This is a genomic window from Facklamia sp. P12945 (assembly GCF_050409485.1).
GTDB lineage: Bacteria > Bacillota > Bacilli > Lactobacillales > Aerococcaceae > Facklamia.
This window is the reverse complement of the sequence record NZ_JBNUPJ010000015.1, coordinates 20,407-45,470: the sequence shown is the minus strand read 5'-3', so window position 1 is coordinate 45,470 and position 25,064 is coordinate 20,407. Positions and strand designations below refer to the sequence as shown.

Here is a 25,064-nt window from a genome sequence, read left to right as displayed (position 1 = left end):
TTATTTCCTTCTTTCTTTATGTTGGGCTTGAGCACCTGCAACAATTTCGATAATTTCATTGGTTACTTTAACTTGTCGGGCGCGATTATAGCGCAACTGCAAGTCTTCAATGATTTCTTTAGCATTTTCAGTGGCCGATTGCATGGCAATCATACGTGAGAAATGTTCAGCTGTTTTGGCCTGTAAGAGGGCACCGTAGACAAAAGATTCGATATATTGAGGAACTAAGCCTTCTAATACTGCTTCCATTGAGGGCTCGATTAAAAAGACTTCCGAAATTAATTCTTTTTTATCAAAAGATGGATCAAGTTCCATACGGCGGTTTAAAGAAACTACCGGTAATAAGTTATCGACTCCAAATTTTGAATTCGTACCGGAACCTACTCCATAGTGATTGTAAGCTAAATAAAGCTCATCACATTCTTTCTCCACATAGGCTGAACGTAGTTGTCTGATGAAGTAGTGAGCTTCTTGAAAGCCCGGCTGGTCAGACAGCGGATAGTAAGAGCGAGCAATTTTGTAGCCCCGTTCGCGGCAATATCTTTCACCTGTCCGTCCTAGGGTATAAAAAACTAATTCTTGTTCTTCATCAAAGTTTTGTTCTTCAATCCACTCATCCAGCCCCTTAATTAAGTTAACATTATAGGAACCTGCTAAGCCCTTATCAGTTGAGATAAGAAAAATACCAATTTTGTTCACTTTCCGGGGAGTAATTAAAGAGCGAATTTCTGGTTTGGAAAAGTTAGGAGGGGTGACTTTTAAGGTATAGTGCAGTTGCACTATGGTTTCTCTTAAATGATCAATATAGACTTGATAAGATTGAGTCATATCCAATAAATGGTTGACTTTATTTCTTGAGACCATCTGCATAGCATTAGTTATTTTTTTTGTTTTTTCAGTAGAAGCAATATGTCGTTTGATTTCGTTTAAAGACGGCATTACTTATCACTTCCTGTTTTAGATCCTTCAGAATGAACAAGGATAAAATTATCAACAACTTTGTCTAAAATACCATTTAATTCGATTTCAGTTGGTAGGGGTTGGTTATCTTCTAATTGTCGTAAAAGCCCGGCATGATAGGTAGTAAATTCATTAGCAATTACTTCTTCTAATTGGTGAATTAAATTAACGGATATCTTATCAAAGTAACCATTACCTAAAGCGTAGAAGACGATGATTTGAACGCCAGAGCGCATAGGTTTGTGAAGGCCTTGCTTTAAAACTTCCACGATGCGCTCGCCACGTCTTAATTGGCGGGCAGTCATTTCATCGATGTCTGATCCAAAGGAAGTAAAGGCTTCTAATTCGCGATAGGAAGCTAGGTCTAAACGTAAGGTTCCTGATACTTGTTTCATGGCTTTTAATTGCGCAGATCCTCCAACCCGTGAAACCGATAGTCCGGCATTAATGGCTGGTCGAACGCCAGAGAAGAAGAGATCACTTTGTAAGAAGATCTGTCCGTCTGTAATGGAAATAACGTTGGTTGGGATATAAGCTGAGATATCACCTGCTTGCGTTTCAACAATCGGTAAAGAAGTGATCGAACCACCGCCTAATTCATCCGATAATTTAGCTGAACGTTCTAAAAGACGTGAGTGTAGATAAAAAATATCCCCAGGATAGGCTTCACGCCCAGGTGGTCGTTTGAGCAAGAGGGACATTTCACGATAAGCTGCTGCTTGTTTGGATAAATCGTCATATATAATTAAGACGTGCTTTCCTTCGTACATAAACTCCTCAGCCATAGCAGTTGCCGCATAGGGAGCGATGTATAAAAGAGGAGCAGGCTTGGAAGCAGAAGCAGTCATTACTATAGTGTAATCCATTGCACCACGGTTGGTCAGAGTATTGACAATGTTTTTTACCGTTGATTCCTTTTGTCCAATCGCTACATAGATACAAATAACATCTTTGCCTTTTTGATTTAAGACGGCATCGATAGCGAGTGAAGTTTTACCAGTTTTACGGTCTCCGATAATTAATTCCCTTTGACCTCTTCCGATGGGAACTAGGGAGTCAATGGCCTTAATACCTGTTTCCAAAGGTTTTTTAACCGACTGTCTTTCCATGATGCCCGGAGCTTCTTGTTCGACGGGTCGTGTTTTGTTGGTTAATATAGGTCCTTTATCATCTATGGGACGTCCCAAGGCGTCTACCACTCGTCCAAGCAGGGCCTTACCAACGGGAACTTCCATGGTGTGGTTCATTCGACGAATAATATCGCCTTCATGGATTTGATGGTAGGAGCCAAAAATAATTACTCCGACTTGGTCGTTTTCAAGGTTTTGTACCATGCCGATGGTTCCATCATTGAACTCAACCATCTCACCATACATGGCGTTGTCTAATCCTTCAGAAAAGGCGATACCGTCGCCGACATAAGAAACGGTTCCGATTTCTTCTAACTTCTTATCAATTTCAAAGTCGTGGATTTGTTTTAAAACATCTTTTGTAAACTTTTCGTTTGTGCTCATGAAGAAATCACCTCTTCACTTTCCGGAATATTAATTTCATTTTGCATAGTTTGCAAGATCTGTCCGCCAGAAAGCTCATAGTAGAAGCGTTCGCTTTGTAAGCGGACACCAATAATTAAGTCTGGGTTAATAATAGTGGTAAAAGAACGAATAGAAAAGCCAGTAATGCGCATGAATTCACGGGCAATTTTAAGCTTTTCTGCTTTGGTTAAGGGGATCGCTGAAGATAAAAAGAGTCGCTCTCCAGTTAACTCTTTTAAGATTTCTTGACCTTCTTCTTCATCATTAATTTCAATGTCTAGCAGTTCGAAGAGCAGGTCATCTTCATAGGTGACCTGTCGTCCTGATTTTAGGGCGAGCTCTGCTAAGTCTTCTTGTTTGTGAAGTCTACCGTTGTTCATCGAGCTCCTCCAATCGAGTGATAAATTCTTGAATCATTTGACGGTGGTCATCTTCTGAAATTTCACGACGAATGACCTTGCCTGCCATGGCAACTGCCATATGGACTAATGATTCTTGCATATTTTCGGCAAAGTTTTGTCTTTGTAGTTTTAAATCTTCTTGCGTCATTTGCAGCATTTTGCTTTGTTCTTGACGTGTTTCTTCAATCATCTTGTCGCGCAGATGATTGGCATCAATTTGTGCTTGACGAATAATTTTTTCAGCTTCTAAGTGAGCTGATTTTAGTTGTGCATCAATTTGTGATAGGGCTTCCTTGTTCTTATTCTTAGCTTCTTCAGCCGCTTGCCAATCGTCAGTAATTTTCTTCTGACGCGTTTCTAGCATTTGGTTGAAGGGTTTCCATGCGAATTTATGGATGACAAAGAGTAAAATCAAAAAGGATGCAAGCGTTAAAAGGGCTTCGCCCAGAATAATAGTAAAGTCCAATATTGACACTCCTTAAATAGTTGATGGTTAGCTAAAGATTAAGATAAAGGAAATAACAACAGCGATAATCGGAACAGCCTCAATCAGACCAACACCTAGGAACATTAAAGCTCTTAATTGTGAGTCTAATTCGGGTTGACGTGAAATGGATTCGATGGTTTTAGAAATAACCATTCCGTTACCAATTGACGCACCTAGGGCAGCGATTCCGACAGCAAGTGCAGCAGCTAATTCAGTCATATTTAAATCTCCTTTGTATTTGGATTAGTGATTAATTTTATGTGATAAATAAACCATAGTTAAAGTGGTAAAAATATAAGCTTGGATAGCACCAATAAAGACAGAGAAGCCTTGCCAGACAAATTGTAAGGGAATGGCAATTACCCAAGTAAATGGAATGAAGACCATAGCGAATTTAGCAATCAGTCCGACTAAAACTTCCCCGGCAAAAATATTACCAAACAAACGTAAGGCCAAGGTGGTTGTATTGATTGTTTCCTCAACCAATTGTAAAGGTAATTTTAAAATATTTGGGCGAGCGTAAAAGTTTTTAAAGTGACCTCCTAAACCATTCTTTTTAATCCCTAAAATGTGACCTGATAAAATAGCAATAATTGCTAGGGAAATGGTTACGATAGGATCAGCCGTTGGGCTTCGCCAAAATGATTCATGCTCTGTCACAATTAAAAAGGGGAGTCCAATTAAGTTTGACACAAAAACGAACAAGAAAAAGGTCAACCCTAGATTGACATAAACACTTTGGTGCTGGCCGAGGGTTGAGTCACAGATGCCTTCAACAAATTCAATGATGATTTCCATCAAAACTTGGAATTTGGAAGGATGATTGGCTGATAATCTGCGGCTAACTAATAAGCACAACACCGTGATGATGGCTACCACGACCAGGGTGGCTATCAAGGTGTTGAAGTTAAAAGATAGGCCGAGAAAACGAACAATCGGTGTATCTTCCATTCAGATTCCTTCTTTCATAAGTTTTAATGCTGATTTTACACTTATTAAACAGTTAAACTATTTTTCTAAGAAAAAAAGTAAAATTTTAGCACTTATATCCACTATAGCATAATTTTTATGACTTTCAAAAGAAATCGTAGTGCTTTGGCTTTTATAGCAGTTTAACCTTTAAGTTAACTTGTTAAAGTTTTTTAATAATTATGGAGTTATTTATTGATAGCATAGGGGATACAATCGTTTTTTATTCGCTTACATAAAACGGCATAAATTATTATTTAAGTGGTGCAATATTATACAATATAAAAATACGAATATTAGAAAAAAATTTTATTTTTATTTGTGTTTTCTGAAATTTCTTATTTATTATCGACCTCCATGGCCTTTATAATTTCTAAAATAAAAAGCAGAGTCATAAATTGACACTGCTTTTATAACTATTCATTCGCAAACTTTTCAGCTAAATTTTTAAGATAAGGGATAAATTCCTCTTTAACTTCAGGATGATCGATGGCGAATATAATAGAAGCTTTGAGCATCCCTTTAGCATCTCCTACTTCAAACCATTCGCCTTGATATTCGTAAGCTAATAGGGGATGCGTTTTTTGTAATTCAATTAAGGCGTCAGTCAATTCCACTTCACCTGTTGCTCCAACTTCAAGTTGGTCTAGGATGGAAAAGATTGTCGGTTCTAGGATATAACGCCCCGCTGCAGCCATATTTGAAGACGGTTGATCTTGTGGTTTTTCTATCATATCGAGGACTTGAAAGACGTGAGGGGTAGCTGTTTTTTCAATAGCTAAGATACCATAATTTTTGGTCTTATCAGGATCGACACGAACGCCGGCAATTACTGTTTGTCTTTTTTCCGCATAGAGATCAATAATCTGTTTGGAAAGATTTTCTCCCCTTATAATATCATCTCCTAAGAGTAGTAAGAAGGGATCATTGCCGATAAAGGCCTTGGCGTGACGAACTGCATCACCCAGTCCTCTTGGATGGTGTTGTCTGGTATAATGAATATTTAAGTTAGATGTTTCAGTGGCTAGTTTAAGGAGTTTCTCCTTCCCTTTGGCTTTTAAATTTTGTTCGAGGGTAAAGTTGGCATCAAAATGATCTTCTATTTCTTGTTTTCCTTTACCAGTAATAATTAAAATATCTTCAATCCCAGCCGCAATAGCCTCTTCAACAATGAATTGAATGGCCGGCTTATCGATAATAGGTAAGATTTCTTTAGCAATTGCCTTGGTGGCTGGCAAAAAGCGCGTGCCTAGACCAGCGGCTGGAATAACAGCTTTTTTAACTTGAACCTTAGTCATAATAACCTCCTATAAGCGCTCGTCAACAGTGGACTTGATAAATTTAATTAAGTCATCGCGTAAATCCGGAAGACTGAGACCATATTCTATTACTGTCTTCATATAACCGAATTTATTTCCTACATCATAACGATGTCCATTAAACTCCAGGGCGAAGACGCGTTGGATTTTATTCAAGCGATCGATGGCATCAGTTAATTGAATCTCGTTACCAGCCCCAGCTGTTTGTGTTTCTAATAGTGAAAAGATTTCTGGTGTTAATAGGTAGCGGCCGATGATAGCTAAATTGGACGGTGCGACTTCGGGTGCTGGCTTTTCGACAAACCGTCTCACATTATAAATACCTTTTTTGTATTGGCGCTCCGGATCAATGACACCGTATTTGGAGGTATCTTGAGGTGGGATTGACATGACTGCTAGAGTAGAGGCATGGGTATCTTTATAATTATCGATTAATTGTTTGGTCAAAGGAACCGTATCGGTCATTAAGTCATCGCCTAACATGACGACAAAAGGTTCATCTCCTACAAAATTCTTGGCTTGTAAAACAGCGTGGCCCAGTCCCTTTGGATAAGATTGACGTTTAAAGAAGAGGTTAATCTTATTAAGATCTTTGACAGTGGTTAGTAATTCTTCTTTACCTTTAGCTTCTAAGACGGCTTCTAACTCCTCATTGGCATCAAAATGGTCTTCAATGGGCCGCTTAGACCGTCCGGTCACAATTAAGATATCCTCGATACCTGATTGAAGGGCTTCTTCCACAATAAACTGAATAGTCGGTTTATTAATGATAGGAAGCATTTCTTTAGGCATGGCCTTTGTTGCAGGAAGAAACCTAGTTCCAAGCCCTGCTGCGGGGATGACGGCTTTTCTAACTTTCATAGACAATCTCCTTTGTTTGTAATCCATTTTATCATACGGCTTTTATCTGATATTCTCAAGCCATGTCAATTCTTAAATAGCCCCAAAGTTTTTAAAGTGATTAGTGATAAGTTAGTATTTTTTGTGAATTTCTAGAAATCGCCTCGTAAATAACTTATAATAACTATGCTATTATAGAAAGGAAGATGGAACAATGTCCAAAAAACTAATTAAATATATTACTGTCTTTGCTTTATTCATGACATCATTATTCACAACTACTGTGACTACCCATGCTATGGATATTAATAAGCCATTCTCAGTCTTACTTTTAGGGATTGATACGGGCGATTTAGGTCGAACAGAAGTTGGGCGTTCAGATGTTATGATGGTTGCTACGATAAATCCTAAGGAAGAAAATATTGTCATTACCTCTATTCCTCGTGACTCCTATGTTGATATTCCTGATAGAGGAATGGATAAAATCAATCACGCTTATGCCTTTGGGGGACCAGAATTGTCAGTTGAAACAGTCGAAAACTGGTTAGATATTGAAATTCCATACTATATTACCGTTGATATGAAAGGCTTAGCTGATGTAGTTGATTCTGTAGGAGGAATTGATGTTGTTCCACCAACTTCTTTTGAAATCAGCGGTTATAGTTTTACTGAAGGTCAAGAACTACATTTAGATGGTGAGATGGCGCTTGCTTACGTTAGAGAACGCTACAATTCTGGTGGCGACTATGCTCGTCAAAAGCGTCAACGTCAAGTGGTAGTTGGTATTGCCCAATCTGCTTTAAATAAAAGCAGAGGTATTAAAGAAGTAATAGATATGACGACGGCTATTAACAAATATGTGGGGATGAATCTCAATATGTTTGATTTGGGTAAGCTAGTAATTTCACACTTAGATATGCGTCCAACGCTAACCTTTAATCAATTTGAAGGTGAAGGCTTTATGTTAGACGGCATCTATTATGATCAAATTACTGAAGAGTCCTTTAATAAGAATCAACAAATTATTAAGGACGAGTTAGACGGTAAGCTTACCAATAATTCAGAAAATGAAGAAAGCTTTAAATTAGAAAAAGAATCGGATAAATAAATGAAAACAGACAGCTAGGCATAGCATCATTGCCCCTAGCTGTCTGTTTTTTATTGTTTTAAAAGCGTTTTCTCTATATAATAAGAATAATTTTAAAAATAAATTTGATGAGTGGGTGACAATAAAATGAAGAACTTTAAAGGCTTTTTAACAGCTGGCCATTTAAAGTGGTTGGCTTTAATTTTTATGATCATTGACCATACAGCTGTTGTTCTGATCGAAATGGGCATCTTTAGACATCAGAGTGATTACAGCTATGAATTCTTAAGCCAGATGGTAAGCGTTTATGAAATTATGCGAAATATTGGGCGCTTAGCTTTTCCAATCTATCTTTATCTATTATTAGAAGGTTATCATCATACTAAAAATTTGAAGCGTTATTTTATGCGTTTGGGGTTTTTAGCAGTGATATCGGAAATACCTTTTGATTTAGCCTTTGCTGATCAAGTCTTTTATTGGAACCATCAAAATGTTTTCATAGAATTATTGATTGCCTTAATGCTTTTTGTAAGTCTGGATTATTTTAAAGATCGTTGGTTGATGCGTTTAGTGAGTGTCGGCTTATGCTTTGGCTTAGCATATTTAACTATGGCAGATTATGACTTATTTGGTTTATTAGCTGCTTTAATTTTTTATTTTGCTTATGGTAAACGATTAAGAGAGGCGCTAGCCGTTCTGCCAGCCTTTGCTTTTGAGTATTTCATGCCCACTGTCTTTCTAAGCAGTCTATTTATTCTTTTTTATAATGGTAAGCGTGGTAGGGTTCAACAAGCCTTTCACTATTGGGCCTATCCGGGACATATTTTATTGCTTTATCTAATTAAATTAATGCTTTTTAAATCCAATTAAAAATCAGTTTTTGGCTATCGGTTTTTAGCTTAGGAAGGGCAGGAGTATTTGACTAAGAAGAATTCCTAGGGTATACCCAATAGTCAGAGAAATGATGACCATTATTGCATCAATGCCCTTGATTATACCAGCAAGATTGTTCCCTTTAAGAATATCGCGCATGGCATTGGTCGTTGAAGTTACTGGATAATTTGGCATGATCATAGCTCCTAAAATAATGCCTGGATGAATGGTTGAAGGGAAACTAGCATCAATCCATTTTACGGCTAAAGATCCTAGAGCGATGGATAAGATATTAAAGAAAAAGTCAGTGAGAAAAGTTGTTTTGCGCCAATATTCTAAAGCTAGTATGAGACAAGCAATTAGAAAAGCGACCAACATATCGATATTAGTTCCGCCAAAGAGAATGACGAAGAGGACCATCAGGATTAGGTTAATGTATTTAATTAAAAAGCCATACTTATCATCCTTGATATTTTTCATAGCTTCATAGGCTTGATCAACAGATATTGCGCCAGAAACATAGGATCTAGAAATATCATTTACTTTAGCGATGTGTTGGATATTGTTTTGTCGCTGATTTATGCGGACAATACCAGAAAAACTATATTCTGCCAAGTCTGTATCTGTTAGCGATAAAAAAAGACCGGTGGTGTTGGAATAGCTAGAAGGGGAGTCAAGGCCAGTTGTTTGAAGGATTCTCAAAGTCGTGTCTTCAACACGGTGTTCCTCGGCATTGGATTCTAAAAGAATCTTCCCAGCTAAACGTGCTAATTTAAAAACTTTCTTATAGAAAATACGCATTCAACCACCCTCCTTCTTTTTTATATTTTAGAACCTATTGCTTTAAAAGGCAAGGAGAGTCAATCAATTGGTCGAGTACTATGAGTAAAGTATAATAATTGTTAAATAATTAATTACGAAAGGACGAACTTATGGCCTATCAAGCGAAAACCAAACAAACTCAAGCTAGCGTTAAAGCATTTATTCAAAGCATCGAAAAAAGAAAAGTGTCATGATACAATAATCATAAAGGGGTGATTTAATGGATCAATCAAGTTTACTGATCAATGATTCCACAATTGAGCATTTAATTACCATGGAAGATACCGTTGAAATTATTGACAATGTTTTTAAAGAATTTGCGGCTGGTCAAGTGGTTAATCCAGGTAAGGTAACTTTGGATATGGGGGAAACGGGAGGCTGGCCTTTTCATGAAGCCTTTCTTAACGCCATGCCAGCTTATTTAGGCTCTCTAAAAGTAGCAGGTCAAAAATTTGTGGGAGGTTTTGCAGGAGAACGAGCTAAAGCGGGTTTACCCTTTATTAATGCGATGATCATGCTAGTCGATGCTAGAATGGGTAATTTTATTTCAGTATTAGATGGGACACGGATTTCGAATATGCGAACCGGAGCGCAAGCAGCTGTAGCTTTAAAATATATGCTTAATAAGCCTAAGGTTAAAATGGGTATCTTCGGCGCTGGTCAACAAGCTAGACAGGTTACTCATGCCATTTCAACTGTTTTTGAGATAGTAGAATTAAGGGTTTGGAATATCCACCACGATACAGCCGAAGAGTTTAAAGAGGATATGCAAAAATATGTCCAAGGCGCCATTAAAATCTGTGAAGACGGTCAAGAGGCTTGTCAAGTAGACGCGGTTTTTACCCTAACTCCTTCTAAGGTTGCTTTAATAAAAGAAGAGTGGGTACAAAAAGGAACTATCGTTTTCCCAATGGGATCCTACCAAGAAATTGAATACGAATTGATCCATCAAGCAGATGCTATTGTGGTCGACCACGTCAGTCAAGCTCTTAATCGTGGAATCTTAAAACCTCTCTATCAGTCAGGTCAAATTTTAGAAGAAGATATCACAGCTACTTTGGCTGAACTTTCTGAGAGTCCGAGTGAAAAGATTGATCCAAAAAATCAGCGCATCATCTGTATTCCAATTGGAATCGGTGCCACGGATGTAGCTGTCGCTCACGAAGTCTATCAAAGGGCCTTAGCACAAGGATTGGGAACTTCCTTTGATTTTACCGCTTAATTATTTATTGACCAACATCCTAGAGCTTCTTTTAAGAGCGAGCAATACTTATATTTCTCCTATATTAAAAGTAGGTTAAATTGAGTCGTTTAAGATTACAAACGCTTACATTTTGTTTATAATGGTTTTAAGTGACTTTCAGTTAAAAAATAGGTTTAGAAAAGAGGGTTTCGATGAAAATCGTGGATGATTCGAGAAGGTTGGTTGCAGTAGATGAACAAGAAAATACACTGGCACAGATGGTTTATGAATTAACCGAAGGCGATAAAATCTGGGTCACTCATACTTTTACTCACCCTACCAACCAGGGTAGGGGGCTAGCTGGCGAGTTGTTCAATGCAATGGTCGATAAAGCCCGGAGGGAAGGAAGAAAGATTACTTCCACTTGCACCTATGTGACCCACAAGCTAGCTAAGGATCCTGAAAAATATCAGGATGTGACGGCAGACTCTTAAGGATTTAAGCCAATAAATTAAGACCTCCCATTGGTTCGTTAATCAATGGGAGGTCGTCTTTGTATTAAGCTTATAGATGGAAGGCTGAAGCAATTTCTCCTTCTATCTCCGCGTTCAAAATCGCTGATAATTTAAGTCGTGCTTTTACGCCAGAAAGTCCTTGCGCAAATATGATCCCCATTTGTTTCAATTGTTTACCACCGCCTACATAGTCATAGACATCTTCAGTGACTCCGTTAAAGGCTCGAGAAACCATCACAATAGGAATGTTTTTTTCTAACAGTTGTTGAATGGGTGGAAGAGTCTCGGGTGGAATATTACCAGCGCCTAATCCTTCAATAACTAAGCCATCAAAATTATTATCTAGGACTGTTTGAAAGAGTTCGGGCCCCATGCTGGCGTAAGTTTTAATTAAGACAACTTTTTTACTAATTGAATTAACTTTATAATATTCACGGTGCAGTGATTCTTGGAAATAAATGACCTGGTTTTTAGAAATTAATCCAATCGGTCCAAAGGTAGGTGTCTGGAAGGTTGCAACATTAGTGGTATGGGTTTTGGTCACATAAGTAGCGGTATGGATTTCTTCATTCATCACCACTAATACCCCTTTGCCGCGGGACTTCTCATCACGGGCTACAAAGATGGAAGAGCGGAGATTGGCTAAACCGTCAGATCCAATTTCGTTACTTGAGCGCATGGCTCCCGTTAAAACGACTGGAATGGGGATATCAAGGGTTAGTTCTAAGAAATAGGCTGTCTCTTCCAGAGTATCTGTTCCGTGGGTGACAACAATGCCATCATATTGATCCGATATCGATTGAATATAATTGCTAAGATTGAGCATCAATTCTTCGTTCATATGCGGTGAAGGAATATTCATTAAATCTTCCACAGTGATATCAGCGAATTGGTTAAAGAAAGAAGATTGGGTAATAATTGGGTTTTCAGATGAGGGAGATACCTTACCACTGGTTTGGTCTTCAGACATGGCAATCGTGCCACCGGTATTAATTAATAATAATTTCTTCATGCTTTCACTCCTCATGGTTGTTCTTAGAAAAGTATAACGTTTTCAAATTCAGTAAACAATCCCTACCGCTTTGATTTTAATAAGAGTTTGGTTAAAGTTATGAAAAGGCGTTTCCCCTGTCTAAATCCAGATGAACCAGATGTAATAGGGAAAACTTCTTTGGGCTTTTTAAAAAATTAGGGTGTTAAGGATGATAATATAGGGCGGATTTTATAATGAACTTGACACTCATTCGTCTAAGTAAAAAACGACACTGAATTCATTTTATATTGAAGTGACCAATCATCAATAAAGGAGAATTCAAATGTCGCATGATTATCGGAATACACCTACGCAAAAAGAAAAGAATAAACGGATTTTCACTTATTGACTATAGGCTATAGGCCGCATAGTTACAATAAATATTGTGGCTCGTGTTTAGGGGTTCACATCAAAAATGAGTGGATTTTATGCTTATTAAGTGATTTTTAGATGTGTCTTATTGTTGACATTTTCATAAATATACCTATACTAAATTAAGTCGAATTAGACTAAACTAAAAATTTTTTGTCAATAGTCTAATATCATTTTAATCACTTTAAAATAAAATTAAAAGAGGCCATCGGAGTTTAAGGATTAAAAATGGAGGGGATATCAGAAAAAGAAAAAGAACTAAATAGATGGAAAAGGTTCGTTAAAACTTTTCAATAATGATTAATCTTTTAAAAAATAGATATTTTGCTGAAAATCTTTGGGTATCATTTTTATTAAATTAAATAGGAGGAAACATTATGACAAATGCCATCGTCGAAGTTGAGGATTTAACTATGGCCTATCAAGAACAACCTGTTCTTTGGGATATTGACGTTAAAATTATGAAAGGATCAAGAACAGCTATTATTGGACCTAATGGTGCTGGTAAGTCTACTCTAATTAAAGGGATTCTAGAATTAGAAAAGCCCCTTTCAGGAAGAGTATCTATACTGGGAACACATTTTGATGCCATAAAAAATAAAGTCGCCTATATTCCCCAAGCCAGTGAAGTCAACTGGGATTTTCCAACCACTGTAGAAGATGTAGTCTTAATGGGGAGATATGTTCATTTAGGATGGATTAAACGGCCACGTAAAATTGATTATGAAAAGGCTCATCAAGCCTTAAAAGAAATTGGTATTTATGAGTATAAAGACCGCCAAATTTCTCAATTGTCAGGTGGTCAAAGACAGCGTGTATTTATTGCACGAGCCATTGCTCAAGAAGCAGAGATCTACTTTATGGATGAACCCTTAGCAGGAGTGGACAAGCGGACCGAAAGAATCTTTATCGACTTTGTCAAGCGAATCCAGCAAAAGGGGCACACGTCGATTGTTGTTCATCATGATTTGAACACTATTAAACAATATTTTGACCATGTTATTATTTTAAATAAACGTCTAATTGCGGCGGGACCAACTGAAGAAGTCTTTGTTCATGAACATTTAGTTAAAGCGAATATGACTTGGGGAGGCGAAATTTAAAGTGGATATTTTAACTAGTTATTCCTTTATTTTAATTGCACTTTCTACTTTTCTTTTAGCCTCTGCTTCAGGAGCAGTAGGAGCTGTGAGTGTATTTAAAAGTCAATCTCTGATTGGCGATGCAATTGGGCATGCTACTTATCCTGGGATTGTTTTAGCCTTCATGTTGACGCTCTCCAAAGATACCATGACCATGATGATCGGAGCCGTTATTAGTGGGGGAGTGGCTTACGGTTTAATTCAAATCATTGACCAACATTCCAAACTTAATTTAGATGCAATTCTAGCCATCATTTTATCATCTTTCTTTGGTTTTGGTATGGTATTAAAGAGCAATATTTCTGGCAATCCGCGTTTTAAAGGAGCTTCTCAAGCAGGGTTAAAAAATTACCTTTTCGGTCAAGCCTCTTATATTATGGAAAATGATTTAAAAATCATTTTAATTGTGGCCCTTATCTCTATTTTTATATTAATTCTCTTTAAAAAAGAAATTAAGTTGTTTGTCTTTGATGAAGTTTATGCGAAAACAGTGGGTATTAAACCTGTTATTCTTTACAGTATTATTCTGGTCATGACGATGAGTTTAATTGCTGTAGGCTTAAAACTTGTCGGAACCATTCTAATTGCTTCAATTTTGATTGTACCTTCCATTGCAGCGATGCAATGGACCCATCGTTTTGAGCGCGTTTTAATTCTTTCAGGGATCTTTGGTGGAATATCTGCCGTGATTGGAACTTATATCTCTACCAAATATAACGGTATGAGTACGGGTCCGACTATTATTTTGACCTTATCAATTGTCGCATTACTTTCGATGCTTTTTGGTAAAAAGGGAATTGTTCAAAAAACACTCATGCCAAAAAAAGGAGGAGAATTCAATGATTGAGAATATCTTATTATTATTTGATATTACCTATGAATCACTGATCATTCTGGTATTGACAGCTATCGCTTGTGCAATCATTGGCTGTTTCCTTTTATTGAGAAATCTTTCGATGTTAGGAGATGCCATTTCTCATACCGTATTATTAGGAATCGTATTAGCTTATTTTATCGCTCATGACTTAACATCCCCCTTATTAATAATTGGCGCCGCTTTGATAGGCGTTTTTACTGTCTGGGGCGTCGAGAGTTTATCCAATACCGGCTTAATAAAAAATGATGATGCGGTTGGTGTTGTCTATCCGCTCTTTTTCGCCTTATCCGTTATTTTAATTACTAAATATGGGAGGAACGTCCATCTTGATACGGATGCTGTGTTAATGGGGGATGTGGGAATGGCTTCCTTAACTCGTTTGGATGTCTTTGGTATTTCGATTGCTAAATCAGCTGTTCAAATGAGTGTTATGTTACTCATAAATATTTTGTTTATTGTACTCTTCTATAAGGAATTGAAAATCACAACCTTTGATGCCCAATTTGCCCAAGTGGCTGGGTTTACCCAGATTGTGCTCTTTTATGGTTTGATGTTGTTAACTTCAATCACAACGGTTGTCGCTTTTGATGCGGTGGGGGCCATTCTTGTTATTTCCTTCTTAATCGCACCAGCTGCTTCAGCCTATCTCATTGTAAAAAAATTAAATCATATGCTTTTGATAGCCAGTCTTTATGCAATTTTTAACTCCGTTTTGGGTTATTTTATCGGCTTAGGCTTAAATGTTTCACTCTCTGGTATGACAGCCACCATTGCAGGAATCACGTTTGGATTGACTTTCTTGTTTAATAAAAATGGATTCATTACTCAAATGGTCCGTAAGATTCAACAAAAAAGGACCTTAAAAGAAGAATTATTTATTATGCATCTGGCAAATCATAGGAATACAGTCAATGAATTGAGTGAAGTTGGCTTCCAATCAATAAAAGAGCATTTACAATGGCCCCAAGAGCAAATTGAAAAAGTAGCAAACCGTTTAATAAAAAATGACGAAGTTTTTCATGATAATTTGAATGCTACTTATCAACTAACTTCAAAAGGTCAAGTAAGAGTAAAATCTCTTAAAGAAAGGTATAATCTTTAATTCAGTCCTCTAACGCCAATCTGTTTGCGCATAAGAATCCATGTCCATTACTAGGACGTGGGTTCTTTTAATATTGAAGATATAAATGAATAAAATAAGGAATCTTTGGTAAAAGTTTACAAAGTTAATTATCCTTTATCAAAAAAATAAGGAAAAATCTTTAATTAGTTTAGATTTGTCTAAAATTCTGTTGACATGTAATGATTACTATTATATACTTACCTTACAAAAATAATTAGGGTAACCTAAAAAGGAGATATAGTATGAAAAAGTTTATTAAGTTTCTGTTCGCAATGGCATTGTTTATGGGGTCATCCGTTAGTTTAGCTTCGAGTGTTGCAGCTGAAGAAAAACCAATGGTTACTGTAACCACCTCATTTTTAGGAGATATGGTAAAGAACTTAGCCGGAGATCTGGTAACCATTGAAATGATTATTCCAGCAGGGGAGGATCCGCATTTGTATGAGCCAAGACCTCAAGATTTGCAAAAATTAAAAGAAGCTGATCTTGTTTTATACCATGGTTTGCATTTTGAAGGAAAAATGATTGAACAATTAGAACCAATTGGTGTGGCAGTTTCAGAAAATTTTGATTCGAATGAGGTCGGAGTAATGGACGATGATGGGGGAATGGCTGTCGATCCTCATTTCTGGTTTGATTTGAATCTCTATCAACAAGCTACTCAAAGAGCTTCTGAAGCCCTAATCGAGTTAATACCAGACAATGAAGCTGAAATTATGGAGCATACCGATAAGTATATTACGCAATTGAAAGAATTAGATAAAGAATTAGAGGAAAAAATTGCTTCAATTCCAGAAGAAAGTCGCTTCTTAATTACCCCACATGATGCTTTCAATTATTTCTCAAGAGCTTATAATATTCCAGTACGTGCTCCTCAAGGGGTAACAACCGATTCTGAGGTTTCTAATAAAGATATTGATGATACTGTTGATTTTATTGTTGAAAATAAAATTAAAGCAATCTTTGCTGAATCAACAACCGATCCAGCACGGATGGAAAAATTAAAAGAAGCTTGTGCCTCTAAAGGTTTTGAAGTGAAAGTTGTTAGTGGAGAAGGTCAAGAACTTTTCTCTGATTCATTAGCACCTGAAGGTCAAGAGGGAGATACATTTATTGATATGTGTCGTCATAATGTTGATTTAATTGTAAACAATTTAAAATAATAACTTAAATACGATTCGACCTAAAATATACCGAGGAATTCTCGGTATATTTTTTTGTATGGTTAACTCAAAATCTTATTTCAGTAAAGCCTTGAGAGATAAACTTATGGGCTTTATGAACATATAAATAGATTTATAGATCAAGCTTAATATGCAATGAAAGTTTAATAATTATCCTTATAATTAGCTATAATTCTTACTGAAAAGGAAGATCCGAATGATATAACTTAGATTCTAGCCGTAAATAAGATAATGTATATTATGTAAACCCATATAAATAAATTGTATTTCAAACTAAAAAGCCTAATAGAATCATTCTATTAGGCTTCTAACGAGACGGACCAAGCTATGATTAAAGATCTGATTCAACGGCTGACTCTTCTATTGAGAGGTCACTTATAGTTTCGTCTTGAAGAACTGTTTGCTCAGTATCAAGTTGAGTTTCTTCAGTTTCAGCGTCATCTGCCGATTTCTCAACCGTTGTTTCTTCAATTTGTTCAACTGATGTTATTTCTTCTTCGATCGCTTCATCTGTAGAAAGCTCTTCAAAAGTATCGCCGACAATCACTTCTTCTACGGAAGCTCCTTCACTCTGATCTTCACTAACACTTTCTTCATTAGCTTCAATTGCTTCATCCACAGCAACTTCATCATTAAGAGCTTGGATGGTAGCTTCTTCTTCAGTGACTTCTGTTGCAATCACTTCTTCGGTTTCTGTTATCTTATCATCAAACAATAATTCTAATTCATGAATCATTGAATAGACATCTCTTAAAGTAGAATTTGGATTTAATTGAACCCCAACTGCTTTTGTAAGTGTTTGATTGATTTTAGAATATACTTCATAAGGTTGTTTACCGAGAACTTCTTTATCCCGTCTAAATCTTGTATTCCAAATCACTTCATCTAGGATTGATTGAACATAAATATTAGCACGAGAATCTAAATGAAGATCGGGTGTATGGGCTGCTTTTGTTTCTAAAGCTTGCAATTCAGCCATTCTTTTTTCAATTTTTTCTTTTGAAGCAAATGGGTCTGATAAAGTAACTAGTGTTCTTGTAATTGCAAAACCATAATCTTTATGTATAGATAAATCTTTATTTTTGAGTTCACTTGTTGCATAATCAATGGACTCAATAATGTTTTTTAAAGCATTCATCCGGCTACCAATTGAGTTTAGGTTAAATATAGTATCTGATTGTTTTATCCCATTTAACTCGCCACCGAGTTTATCGATTAACTTAAAGGCTTGTTCTAATGATTTTTCATATTTTTTAGAAAGAACTCTTTCAGAAATTTTTACCAGTTTATCTTCTTCAATTTTTAATTCTTCTAGATCTGAAGCAACCTCATGATCTTTTACAATGTCTGGAAGTGTCAAGTCTTTTGATACGATTGATCCCACTTCGTAACCTAAAATTGATTGAAGTTTTTCTTGTAATTGTTGAACGGATAAATTAATATCCTTGACAGTCGATTTTGGATCCAACTGCACACCTACGGCTTTAGTAATTGTTTTATTAAGATCATTATACTGTTCAAAAGGAAGTTTACCTAATATGTTTTTATCTCTGATAAAACGTGTATTCCAAATGGCGTTATCTAATTTAGCTTTTACATAGATTGTTGCAATGTCCTCTTCAGTTAAATCTGGATAATCATTGATGGCCTCTTTTAGATCTAAGATTTGTTGTACTTGATGATCGATTGAAGCTTGTGAAGAAAATGGGTCTGCTAAAGTGATTAAAGCTTTAGTGATTGTATATCCCATGTCTTTATGGGCATGGCTGACTTTATTAGTAGCTTCAGTCGTTGCGTATACAATTCCATCAATGATCGTTACTAATGCTTCAATCCGACTTCCAATTGTATCAACCTTTAATGGAACTTTGCCCGCTATGCTTGCTTCGAGAGTGGCTTCTTTCTTGATGTTTTCAACCAATTTTGAAGCTCTTTCAAGGATATTTTCATAATTTGTACCCGCTAAAACTTCTTTCAGATGCTTAATTTGCTCTTCTTTATCTTTAATTACGAGCAGATCTTCCTTGTGATCAGCTACACGATCACGTTTAGTGACTTCTACAACTTTACCTTGTAAGGCTTGATTAAGTTGACTTTCAATTTCAGCCACCGCTTGGTCGATTTCTCCAACGGTTGATTTTGGATCAAGTTGAATTCCTACTGCTTTTGTGATTGCGCGATTTAAAGAATGATAGACATTGGCACCCATCTTACCTAATATTTTTTCATCCCGAATAAAACGCGTATTCCAAATGGCTTTATCTAATTTAGCTTTTGAGTAAATAGTTGCTGTATCTTTTTCACTGAGATCTGGTAAAGCAGCTGCCTCACTCTTGGTTTCTCTCAATTCAGCAATTAATTTCTCAATGCTATTGTTCGAAGAAAGCGGATTCAACAGAGTGTATGTAAGATGTGTAATTTTTAATCCCATCATATGGTGGGCATCGATTATTTTATTATTCAAATGATTAACGGAATAATCAATTGCCTCAATTACTTCTGTAATAGCAGTTAGACGTGGCCCTATTGAATTTAAAGCATAAATTGTTTCAGGATTTATACCCTCGCCTTTTGCTATTGCAGTAGCGTCTGAGATGACTGTTTCTAAAATATCAAAACTTTTATTTAGGAGATCTTCATAGGGAGTCCCTAAGACCGTTTGTTCTAATGCTTCTAATTTGTCTTTTTGATTTACTATTTCTATTGCTAAATCTTGTACATTTGCACTATAAGCTTGCGAAGTATTTGACGCTTCTTCTTGTGCGTATATTGATTGTTGCATCAGAGGAGTTCCAACACTAGCTAGCAATAATGCACTTGAAAAAATGATTGACATTTTTCTCATAAATACCACCTCGATCTATTATGATAAAATAATTATAACACGATTAGAAAAAAAATCAATATTTTATCTCGAAACAGTTTGATACAAATTGCTTATATTAAAATGCGTAATATGTTCATTCTCAAACCCTCCCATTTAAAATAAAAAAGAAACAATCTAAAATGTAGATTGTTTCAGGATTTGATACTTTATTCAATGGATCAATTATTGCTCATTAATCAGCTTCTCAACCGTCATAAAGTCTTTTGAGGTTCCCAGTATTACCAACATATCCCCTTTATGGATGACCGAATGAGGTTCAGGATTTCCAAGAAAATCACCCGAATCTCGAATAATTCCAACTATATTAAAGCCATGTTTAGCTCTCACGTCTAAATCGATTAGACTTTTATCCACCCATAATGAAGGGGTGGTTACTTCGAAGATGGAATAGTCATCAATAATATTAAAATAATCAACAAGATTCTTAGAGGATAAACTATAAGCTAATTTACGGCCACTTTCTTTTTCTGGAATAATCACTTTATCAATGCCAACCTTTTTAAGAACTTTGGCATAATAATCGGTAGAAGCTTTGCCGATGATTGTTTTTACACCGATTTCTTTTAAAGTGATGGTAGATAATATAGACGCTTCTAAATCCGATCCAATTGCAATAATGGCTGTTTGGATATTCGCTAGCCCTAACTCATGAAAAACCTCAATGTTTTTGATATCTGCGCAAATTGCATGGGTTACATAAGGAGCGATTCGGTTGATGCTTTCTTCATTATGATCAATAATAATCACTTCATGTCCCAGTTTCATTAAATTCTCCGCTAAACTACGCCCAAATCTTCCGGCGCCAATCACTAGATATTCCTTCACATAATCACCCCACTAAGATACTTTCTTGTGCTTCGCGATAATTGTTCGAGGCTTTGGATTTGAAGAAGACAAACACCATCGCCATGGGTCCAATTTTACCAAAAATCATGGTAAAGATTATCACTATTTTACTCATCACACTTAAACTGGCTGTAATTCCTTGGCTTAATCCCACTGTACCATAAGCAGAGATAATCTCATAATAAAGATTAACCAGTGACTTATTAGGTTCAAAGAGGGTAAGCAAGATTAAAGCGATACCCACCCAAGAAAAAGAAAGAAAGAAAATGGCCAGTGATTTCAATATATTCTTCCTAGGAATCCGACGTCTAAAGACAACGGTATCTTGACTTTCGCGCAAATACGACAGAGTATAAAGAATTAATAAGGCAAAGGTTGTAACTTTTAAGCCACCGGCTGTTCCTCCGGGTGCCCCTCCAATAAACATCAGTAGATTCGTCACCAAGTAGCTCGGGGTGCGTAAGCCTCCTTGTTCGATCGTCGCAAAACCAGCCGTTCTTGTCGTTACCGATTGAAAAAAAGCCGCAGTCAATTTATCCACAAGATTTAAGGGTCCTAACGTACTAGGATTTTGCCATTCAACAACTAAAAAGAATAAGGCAGGTAAGATAATTAAAAGACTTGTTGTCACTATAACAAGTTTTGTATGCAAGCGAAGAGGCTTTCCATTTAAGTAATGGTGGATTAAATTTCTGCTAACTGAAAAACCGAGTCCCCCTACTATAATTAAGAACATTAGTACGATATTTATCCAATTATTATCGACATAGCCCATAAAACTTTGGTCACCGATAATATCAAAGCCGGCATTACAAAAAGCAGAAACAGAGTGAAAGATACTATTGATGACGCCTTTAATGACCCCATATTCAGGTATAAATTGAAAGCTTAATAAAACAGCACCAATGGCTTCAATAATTAAAGTAGAATAAGCGACATACCGCACAAGGTCTGCTACCTCACTAAAAGTAGTGGTATTTTTTTCTTCTGCTAAGAACTTACGATTAGAAAAAGACAGCCGTCTCCCCATTAACATACCAATGGTTCCCACACCGGTCATGATTCCAATACCGCCTATTTGTATGAGAATTAAAATGACCGTTTTACCAAATGGCGACCAATGACTTGCGGTGGTTAAAGTCGCTAGACCCGTGACGCAAACTGCAGAAGCGGCTGTAAAGATACTATCAATCAATGAGGTCTGCACACCCTCATTAGTTGCAAAAGGTAATTTTAAACAGAGGCTCCCAATTAAGATGAGGCCCAAGTAGCTATAGAAGAATAATTCAGCAGGATTGATTGAAATGAGATCTTTTTTCCACTGGTTATAGACAAGCATGACTTTCCACCCTTCTGTGCACAAAAGTTAGTTATATCGTGGTTTAGCTTTTTTAATTTTGCTATTCCTATAGTAGTGAAAAAAAACAGGAATTTCAAACACAAATTACTCATTGTTTATTTTGACCAGCAACTTATCAATAGACTCATTTTACCCTAGAAAAGCTACGATTAGCTTTTTTTCTTTTGATGAATAAAACTATAATAGACAAGAAAATAAATAAGCTTAACGCAATCGTAAGCCATAACTTCCATGGAGATGGCTGTCTTCTTGTTATTGTCTCTTGAACGCTTTCTTTCGGATATGGAATACGTTTACCAATAACCAATAAGCGATGACTATTAATCATATAGGGTGTGCAGGTTAATAAAGTTACTCGATCTTCTGCTTCTTCAATTTTGAGGGATTCAAAATCATTAGGTTCAATCACTTTGATTTCAATCACTTGATAAGCTAAATCATCGCGCAAGTTATGGAGGAAAAATAAGTCGCCAACTTCCATTTTGTTTAAATCAGAAAATAATTTGGCGCTAGGTAAGCCTCTATGAGCTGTAATGACGCTATTTGTTCCTTTACCACCAACAGGTAAGCTGGTTCCTTGGAGGTGAGCGGCTGCTTTTTGTAAGACTTCTTCAGTCGCTCCTGCATGGATAGGTAATGAGAGATCAATCTTAGGAATATCGATAAAGCCTATCTGTTCATTGATTTCGAGCATGCGAGCATATTCTTTAATTCCTTCCTTTTGTTTTTTGGTAAAAGGATCCACCACGCCATTCATACTAGGAAGGATGGTCGAATTATAAGCATGGGCTAATTCAATCCGACGGTCTAATTCAGTTTGTGATATTTTGATAGATTGGTCCCTAAATTCTTCTACTTGCGTTCTTGCCGCTTGGTTATGAATATAACGCGCTACAAAAGGATAGGCGACCAAGGTCAAACCCAAAAGGAAAATAAAAATGTTTAAAACAGCTTTGATATTTCTTCTATTGATTGTAGCCACCTACTTTCCATTGTCAGTCTTTTTTCGATTATACAGCCAAAAAAGAATAGTAAGTAGTAGTAAAAGTAACAGGAGTAATAAAAGCCAGCGGTACTTGATAAAGAAGTTCATAGAGGTCTTGCGGTCTTTTTCAAATTCATCCTCTACATAAGGAATACGGTGTCCTCTAACCAGTAGGCGGTGACTATTGATCATATAGGGGGTACAAGTAATTAATGTCATATAATCATGCTCTGGAACAATATCAAGATATCCTATTTCATGAGGTAAGATGACATCGATTCGATCGACTTGATAGGCTAAAGTTTCATTTAAGTTGTTAAAATAAAAGACATCATCTATTTTTAACTTGTCTAAATGCGAAAATAAACGTGCATTCGGCAACCCTCGATGCCCTGTAATAACTGCATGGGTGTGAAGTCCACCTACCGGCAGACTTGTCCCTTCTAAATGTCCGATTCCTTTTTGCAACACTTCTTCACTGGTTCCAGCAAAAACTGGTAAGTATTCATTTATTTTAGGAATATCAATGACACCAATTTGTTCATTAATCTCCAACATATGCGCATAGGCTGCACGTCCTTCTTGATGATCTTTTTCTGAAAAAGGATCCGAAAGCTTTGAAACGCCCTCTTTTTTCTGACTTAATTGGTCGTTGTAGGCTTGGGCAAGAAAAACACGTCGGTCCACTTCTTGTATAGACAGTTGTTGTACAGCCTCCTTATAGCTATTCACTTCCACGCGTGAGGCTTGGTCATAGAGGTAACGTGAAATAAAAGGATAGCATAAAGCTATCCCTCCCATTATAAAAAGTAGATTATAAAAAAAGAGTTTAATTTTTTTCTTCTTCATAAAGTTTACATGAAATCCTTTCTGTACCAGTTGTCGACTTATAAAAAAGAATGAATAAACCGATGGTTATAAAAAGAAAAGCAAGGTAGAAATATTTAGTTTTACATTCTCCTGTCGTTGGTAAAAAGCCAATATCACTTGGTTTAGAAGGTCGGTTAATAGGAATATCTTGCTCTTGCTTTGATGCTTCAACTGGATGGTTGACGATCTCCATTACAGTATAGTTCCAATAACTCTGACTGGTTATTTCAAAGGGAATGGCTTGTTCAAAGGGTTGGTATTTTAGACCTTGTACAATGGGGGCTTCGATTTCGATAAGATAGTATTTTCCTAAGGGCAGATTATTGACTTCAAAATATCCTCGTGAATCAGATTCTACAATGTAGAAAGACCCTTCTTTCGAAGAGACTGGTTCGAAGAGGCGTTTTTTACTATTCCAAGTGACTACTTCAAAGCGTGCACCCATCAAGCCTTGCGCCGGCTTTTTATGGTTGACCTTTCGGAAATGTTGTCCGCCCTTTTCAAGCCCTTCTTCAAATGAGCTTTCATCTGTAGGCTCTGTGGTTGAGTCTTGAGAAGTCTCTTTAGCAATCAGATAATTTTTAACTAAAACTTCAGTAACTTCACCAGCCTTAATAGTGAAATGTATTTTTTTTGAAAGCTGATACCCATCGACCGTTTTTAGTTCAACTAATACATAGTCTCCTTCTGGTAATGAAGCGAGAGTGATTTCACCAAGAGAATTCGACTTCAATTCAGCCTTGCCCGAAGGATCCGTTGTAAAATGCCCTTCTTTAAACAACATTGGCTGGTCTGAATTCGCTGCATAAATATAAAAAGTAACATTCGCTAAATTCTTCCAATCATCCATTTGGTTAGTGGTCACTTCACCGATCACTTTGATTTTTAGGTAGCCCGTTTGAACGCGCTTAGGGAAAACATCAACTTCAAAAGCGTTTTGATAAGGCAAATCGATGATAAATGGTACCGTACGCTCTTCTTTTTTACCGGCTTGATTGATTTCTAATCCGTAATAGCTACCATCCGGAAGCCCGTCAATAATGGCTAGAGAATTTTCATTCGTTTTTGAAGAGTAAGATTGTTTAAATAGATGATCTAATTCACTAACTTTCTTTTCTTTTAAAGAAGCGATATCTGCTTGAGAATAGGTGGGATCGACCTTCCATACTCTATATTCTCTTATTGTTTCACTATCAACAGAATGAATGATCAAGCGATTGGATGTGGCTGAAATATGATTAAATGGTATGATCATTAAGGTAAAAAGCATCAATAGAAATGTAGTAAGTTGTTTAAATAACTTCATATCATACCTCCTAGTTTGAATATCCTTTGTTAAGGGAAATAGGCCTATTTCCCTTAACAAAGGATGGAGAAAATCTCCATACCTTAAA

24 protein-coding genes are annotated in these 25,064 nt (G+C 36.5%); 8 read left to right on the top strand and 16 right to left on the bottom strand.

All coding sequences use genetic code 11. The annotated features are described in order from the left end of the window. The 8 genes from atpG to galU all read right to left on the bottom strand — a co-directional run bounded on the left by atpG (position 1) and on the right by galU (position 6,532). The gene (gene atpG, locus ACQV2X_RS06180; RefSeq protein WP_428873681.1) at positions 1-939 is read right to left on the bottom strand and encodes an ATP synthase F1 subunit gamma; all 939 of its coding nucleotides are present in this window, start codon (positions 937-939) and stop codon (positions 1-3) included. Further along, a complete protein-coding gene (gene atpA, locus ACQV2X_RS06175) occupies positions 939-2,474 on the bottom strand; it encodes a F0F1 ATP synthase subunit alpha (RefSeq protein ID WP_428894339.1) in 1,536 nt (511 codons plus the stop codon). The genes atpG and atpA overlap by 1 nt, the downstream gene beginning before the upstream one ends. Continuing rightward, positions 2,471-2,875 (bottom strand): hypothetical protein, encoded by a 405-nt coding sequence (locus ACQV2X_RS06170; RefSeq protein WP_258435920.1) that lies wholly within the window; start codon positions 2,873-2,875, stop codon positions 2,471-2,473. The genes atpA and ACQV2X_RS06170 overlap by 4 nt, the downstream gene beginning before the upstream one ends. After that, positions 2,862-3,362, bottom strand: a complete 501-nt coding sequence (atpF, locus tag ACQV2X_RS06165; protein ID WP_428874747.1) for a F0F1 ATP synthase subunit B — start codon at positions 3,360-3,362, stop codon at positions 2,862-2,864. Before atpF ends, ACQV2X_RS06170 begins: the two co-directional genes overlap by 14 nt. A 27-nt stretch (positions 3,363-3,389) precedes the next feature. Further along, complete coding sequence (gene atpE, locus ACQV2X_RS06160) at positions 3,390-3,602, bottom strand: F0F1 ATP synthase subunit C (RefSeq protein ID WP_258435918.1); 213 nt, start codon at positions 3,600-3,602, stop codon at positions 3,390-3,392. Between the two features lie 24 nt (positions 3,603-3,626). Then, positions 3,627-4,334 carry a F0F1 ATP synthase subunit A gene (atpB, locus tag ACQV2X_RS06155; protein ID WP_428873684.1) on the bottom strand — a complete coding sequence of 236 codons (708 nt, stop codon included), beginning with the start codon at positions 4,332-4,334 and terminating at the stop codon, positions 3,627-3,629. Positions 4,335-4,768: 434 nt separating this feature from the next. Next, positions 4,769-5,650, bottom strand: a complete 882-nt coding sequence (locus ACQV2X_RS06150; RefSeq protein WP_428873685.1) for a UTP--glucose-1-phosphate uridylyltransferase — start codon at positions 5,648-5,650, stop codon at positions 4,769-4,771. A 9-nt stretch (positions 5,651-5,659) separates the two neighbouring features. Beyond that, on the bottom strand, positions 5,660-6,532 hold the full coding sequence (galU, locus tag ACQV2X_RS06145; protein ID WP_428873686.1) for a UTP--glucose-1-phosphate uridylyltransferase GalU: 873 nt from the start codon (positions 6,530-6,532) through the stop codon (positions 5,660-5,662). Positions 6,533-6,725: 193 nt separating this feature from the next. Between galU and ACQV2X_RS06140 the strand changes: the two genes are divergently transcribed. Continuing rightward, positions 6,726-7,619: an LCP family protein gene (locus ACQV2X_RS06140; RefSeq protein ID WP_428873687.1), complete on the top strand. Its 894-nt coding sequence runs from the start codon at positions 6,726-6,728 to the stop codon at positions 7,617-7,619. A 126-nt stretch (positions 7,620-7,745) separates the two neighbouring features. Further along, positions 7,746-8,468: a TraX family protein gene (locus ACQV2X_RS06135; RefSeq protein ID WP_428873688.1), complete on the top strand. Its 723-nt coding sequence runs from the start codon at positions 7,746-7,748 to the stop codon at positions 8,466-8,468. 24 nt (positions 8,469-8,492) lie between these two features. On the opposite strand, the gene ACQV2X_RS06130 is transcribed toward ACQV2X_RS06135, so the two are convergent. Further along, entirely contained in the window at positions 8,493-9,272 is a 780-nt protein-coding gene (locus tag ACQV2X_RS06130) for a threonine/serine ThrE exporter family protein (protein WP_428873689.1), read from the bottom strand. Between the two features lie 241 nt (positions 9,273-9,513). On the opposite strand from ACQV2X_RS06130, the gene ACQV2X_RS06125 reads away from it, so the two are divergent. Both ACQV2X_RS06125 and ACQV2X_RS06120 read left to right on the top strand, forming a co-directional pair. Then, a complete protein-coding gene (locus tag ACQV2X_RS06125) occupies positions 9,514-10,515 on the top strand; it encodes an ornithine cyclodeaminase family protein (RefSeq protein ID WP_428881812.1) in 1,002 nt (333 codons plus the stop codon). A gap of 173 nt (positions 10,516-10,688) precedes the next feature. Then, positions 10,689-10,970, top strand: coding sequence for a GNAT family N-acetyltransferase (locus ACQV2X_RS06120; protein WP_428873691.1), 282 nt, complete (start codon positions 10,689-10,691; stop codon positions 10,968-10,970). Between the two features lie 70 nt (positions 10,971-11,040). Here ACQV2X_RS06120 and ACQV2X_RS06115 read toward each other — a convergent pair whose 3' ends face one another. Then, positions 11,041-12,003 carry an asparaginase gene (locus tag ACQV2X_RS06115; protein ID WP_428873692.1) on the bottom strand — a complete coding sequence of 321 codons (963 nt, stop codon included), beginning with the start codon at positions 12,001-12,003 and terminating at the stop codon, positions 11,041-11,043. Positions 12,004-12,773: 770 nt separating this feature from the next. Between ACQV2X_RS06115 and ACQV2X_RS06110 the strand changes: the two genes are divergently transcribed. The 4 genes from ACQV2X_RS06110 (at position 12,774) to ACQV2X_RS06095 (ending at position 16,701) form a co-directional block, all read left to right on the top strand. Then, complete coding sequence (locus ACQV2X_RS06110; protein WP_428873693.1) at positions 12,774-13,499, top strand: metal ABC transporter ATP-binding protein; 726 nt, start codon at positions 12,774-12,776, stop codon at positions 13,497-13,499. 1 nt (position 13,500) lies between these two features. After that, positions 13,501-14,385, top strand: coding sequence for a metal ABC transporter permease (locus ACQV2X_RS06105; protein WP_428873695.1), 885 nt, complete (start codon positions 13,501-13,503; stop codon positions 14,383-14,385). Continuing rightward, positions 14,378-15,517, top strand: coding sequence for a metal ABC transporter permease (locus ACQV2X_RS06100; RefSeq protein ID WP_428881808.1), 1,140 nt, complete (start codon positions 14,378-14,380; stop codon positions 15,515-15,517). The genes ACQV2X_RS06105 and ACQV2X_RS06100 overlap by 8 nt, the downstream gene beginning before the upstream one ends. 263 nt (positions 15,518-15,780) lie before the next feature. Beyond that, positions 15,781-16,701 (top strand): metal ABC transporter solute-binding protein, Zn/Mn family, encoded by a 921-nt coding sequence (locus tag ACQV2X_RS06095; RefSeq protein ID WP_428874741.1) that lies wholly within the window; start codon positions 15,781-15,783, stop codon positions 16,699-16,701. Positions 16,702-17,053: 352 nt separating this feature from the next. Here the strand turns inward: ACQV2X_RS06095 and ACQV2X_RS06090 are convergent, their stop codons facing one another. The 6 genes from ACQV2X_RS06090 to ACQV2X_RS06065 all read right to left on the bottom strand — a co-directional run bounded on the left by ACQV2X_RS06090 (position 17,054) and on the right by ACQV2X_RS06065 (position 24,976). Beyond that, complete coding sequence (locus ACQV2X_RS06090; RefSeq protein ID WP_428894338.1) at positions 17,054-19,567, bottom strand: CAMP factor family pore-forming toxin; 2,514 nt, start codon at positions 19,565-19,567, stop codon at positions 17,054-17,056. Positions 19,568-19,771: 204 nt separating this feature from the next. After that, positions 19,772-20,434 carry a potassium channel family protein gene (locus tag ACQV2X_RS06085; protein ID WP_428873353.1) on the bottom strand — a complete coding sequence of 221 codons (663 nt, stop codon included), beginning with the start codon at positions 20,432-20,434 and terminating at the stop codon, positions 19,772-19,774. Between the two features lie 4 nt (positions 20,435-20,438). Then, positions 20,439-21,794 (bottom strand): TrkH family potassium uptake protein, encoded by a 1,356-nt coding sequence (locus ACQV2X_RS06080; protein ID WP_428873354.1) that lies wholly within the window; start codon positions 21,792-21,794, stop codon positions 20,439-20,441. Between the two features lie 145 nt (positions 21,795-21,939). After that, positions 21,940-22,797 (bottom strand): class C sortase, encoded by an 858-nt coding sequence (locus ACQV2X_RS06075; RefSeq protein ID WP_428875258.1) that lies wholly within the window; start codon positions 22,795-22,797, stop codon positions 21,940-21,942. Next, entirely contained in the window at positions 22,798-23,649 is an 852-nt protein-coding gene (locus tag ACQV2X_RS06070) for a class C sortase (RefSeq protein ID WP_428875257.1), read from the bottom strand. Further along, on the bottom strand, positions 23,630-24,976 hold the full coding sequence (locus ACQV2X_RS06065) for an MSCRAMM family protein (RefSeq protein WP_428894337.1): 1,347 nt from the start codon (positions 24,974-24,976) through the stop codon (positions 23,630-23,632). Before ACQV2X_RS06065 ends, ACQV2X_RS06070 begins: the two co-directional genes overlap by 20 nt. Positions 24,977-25,064 lie beyond the last annotated feature (88 nt).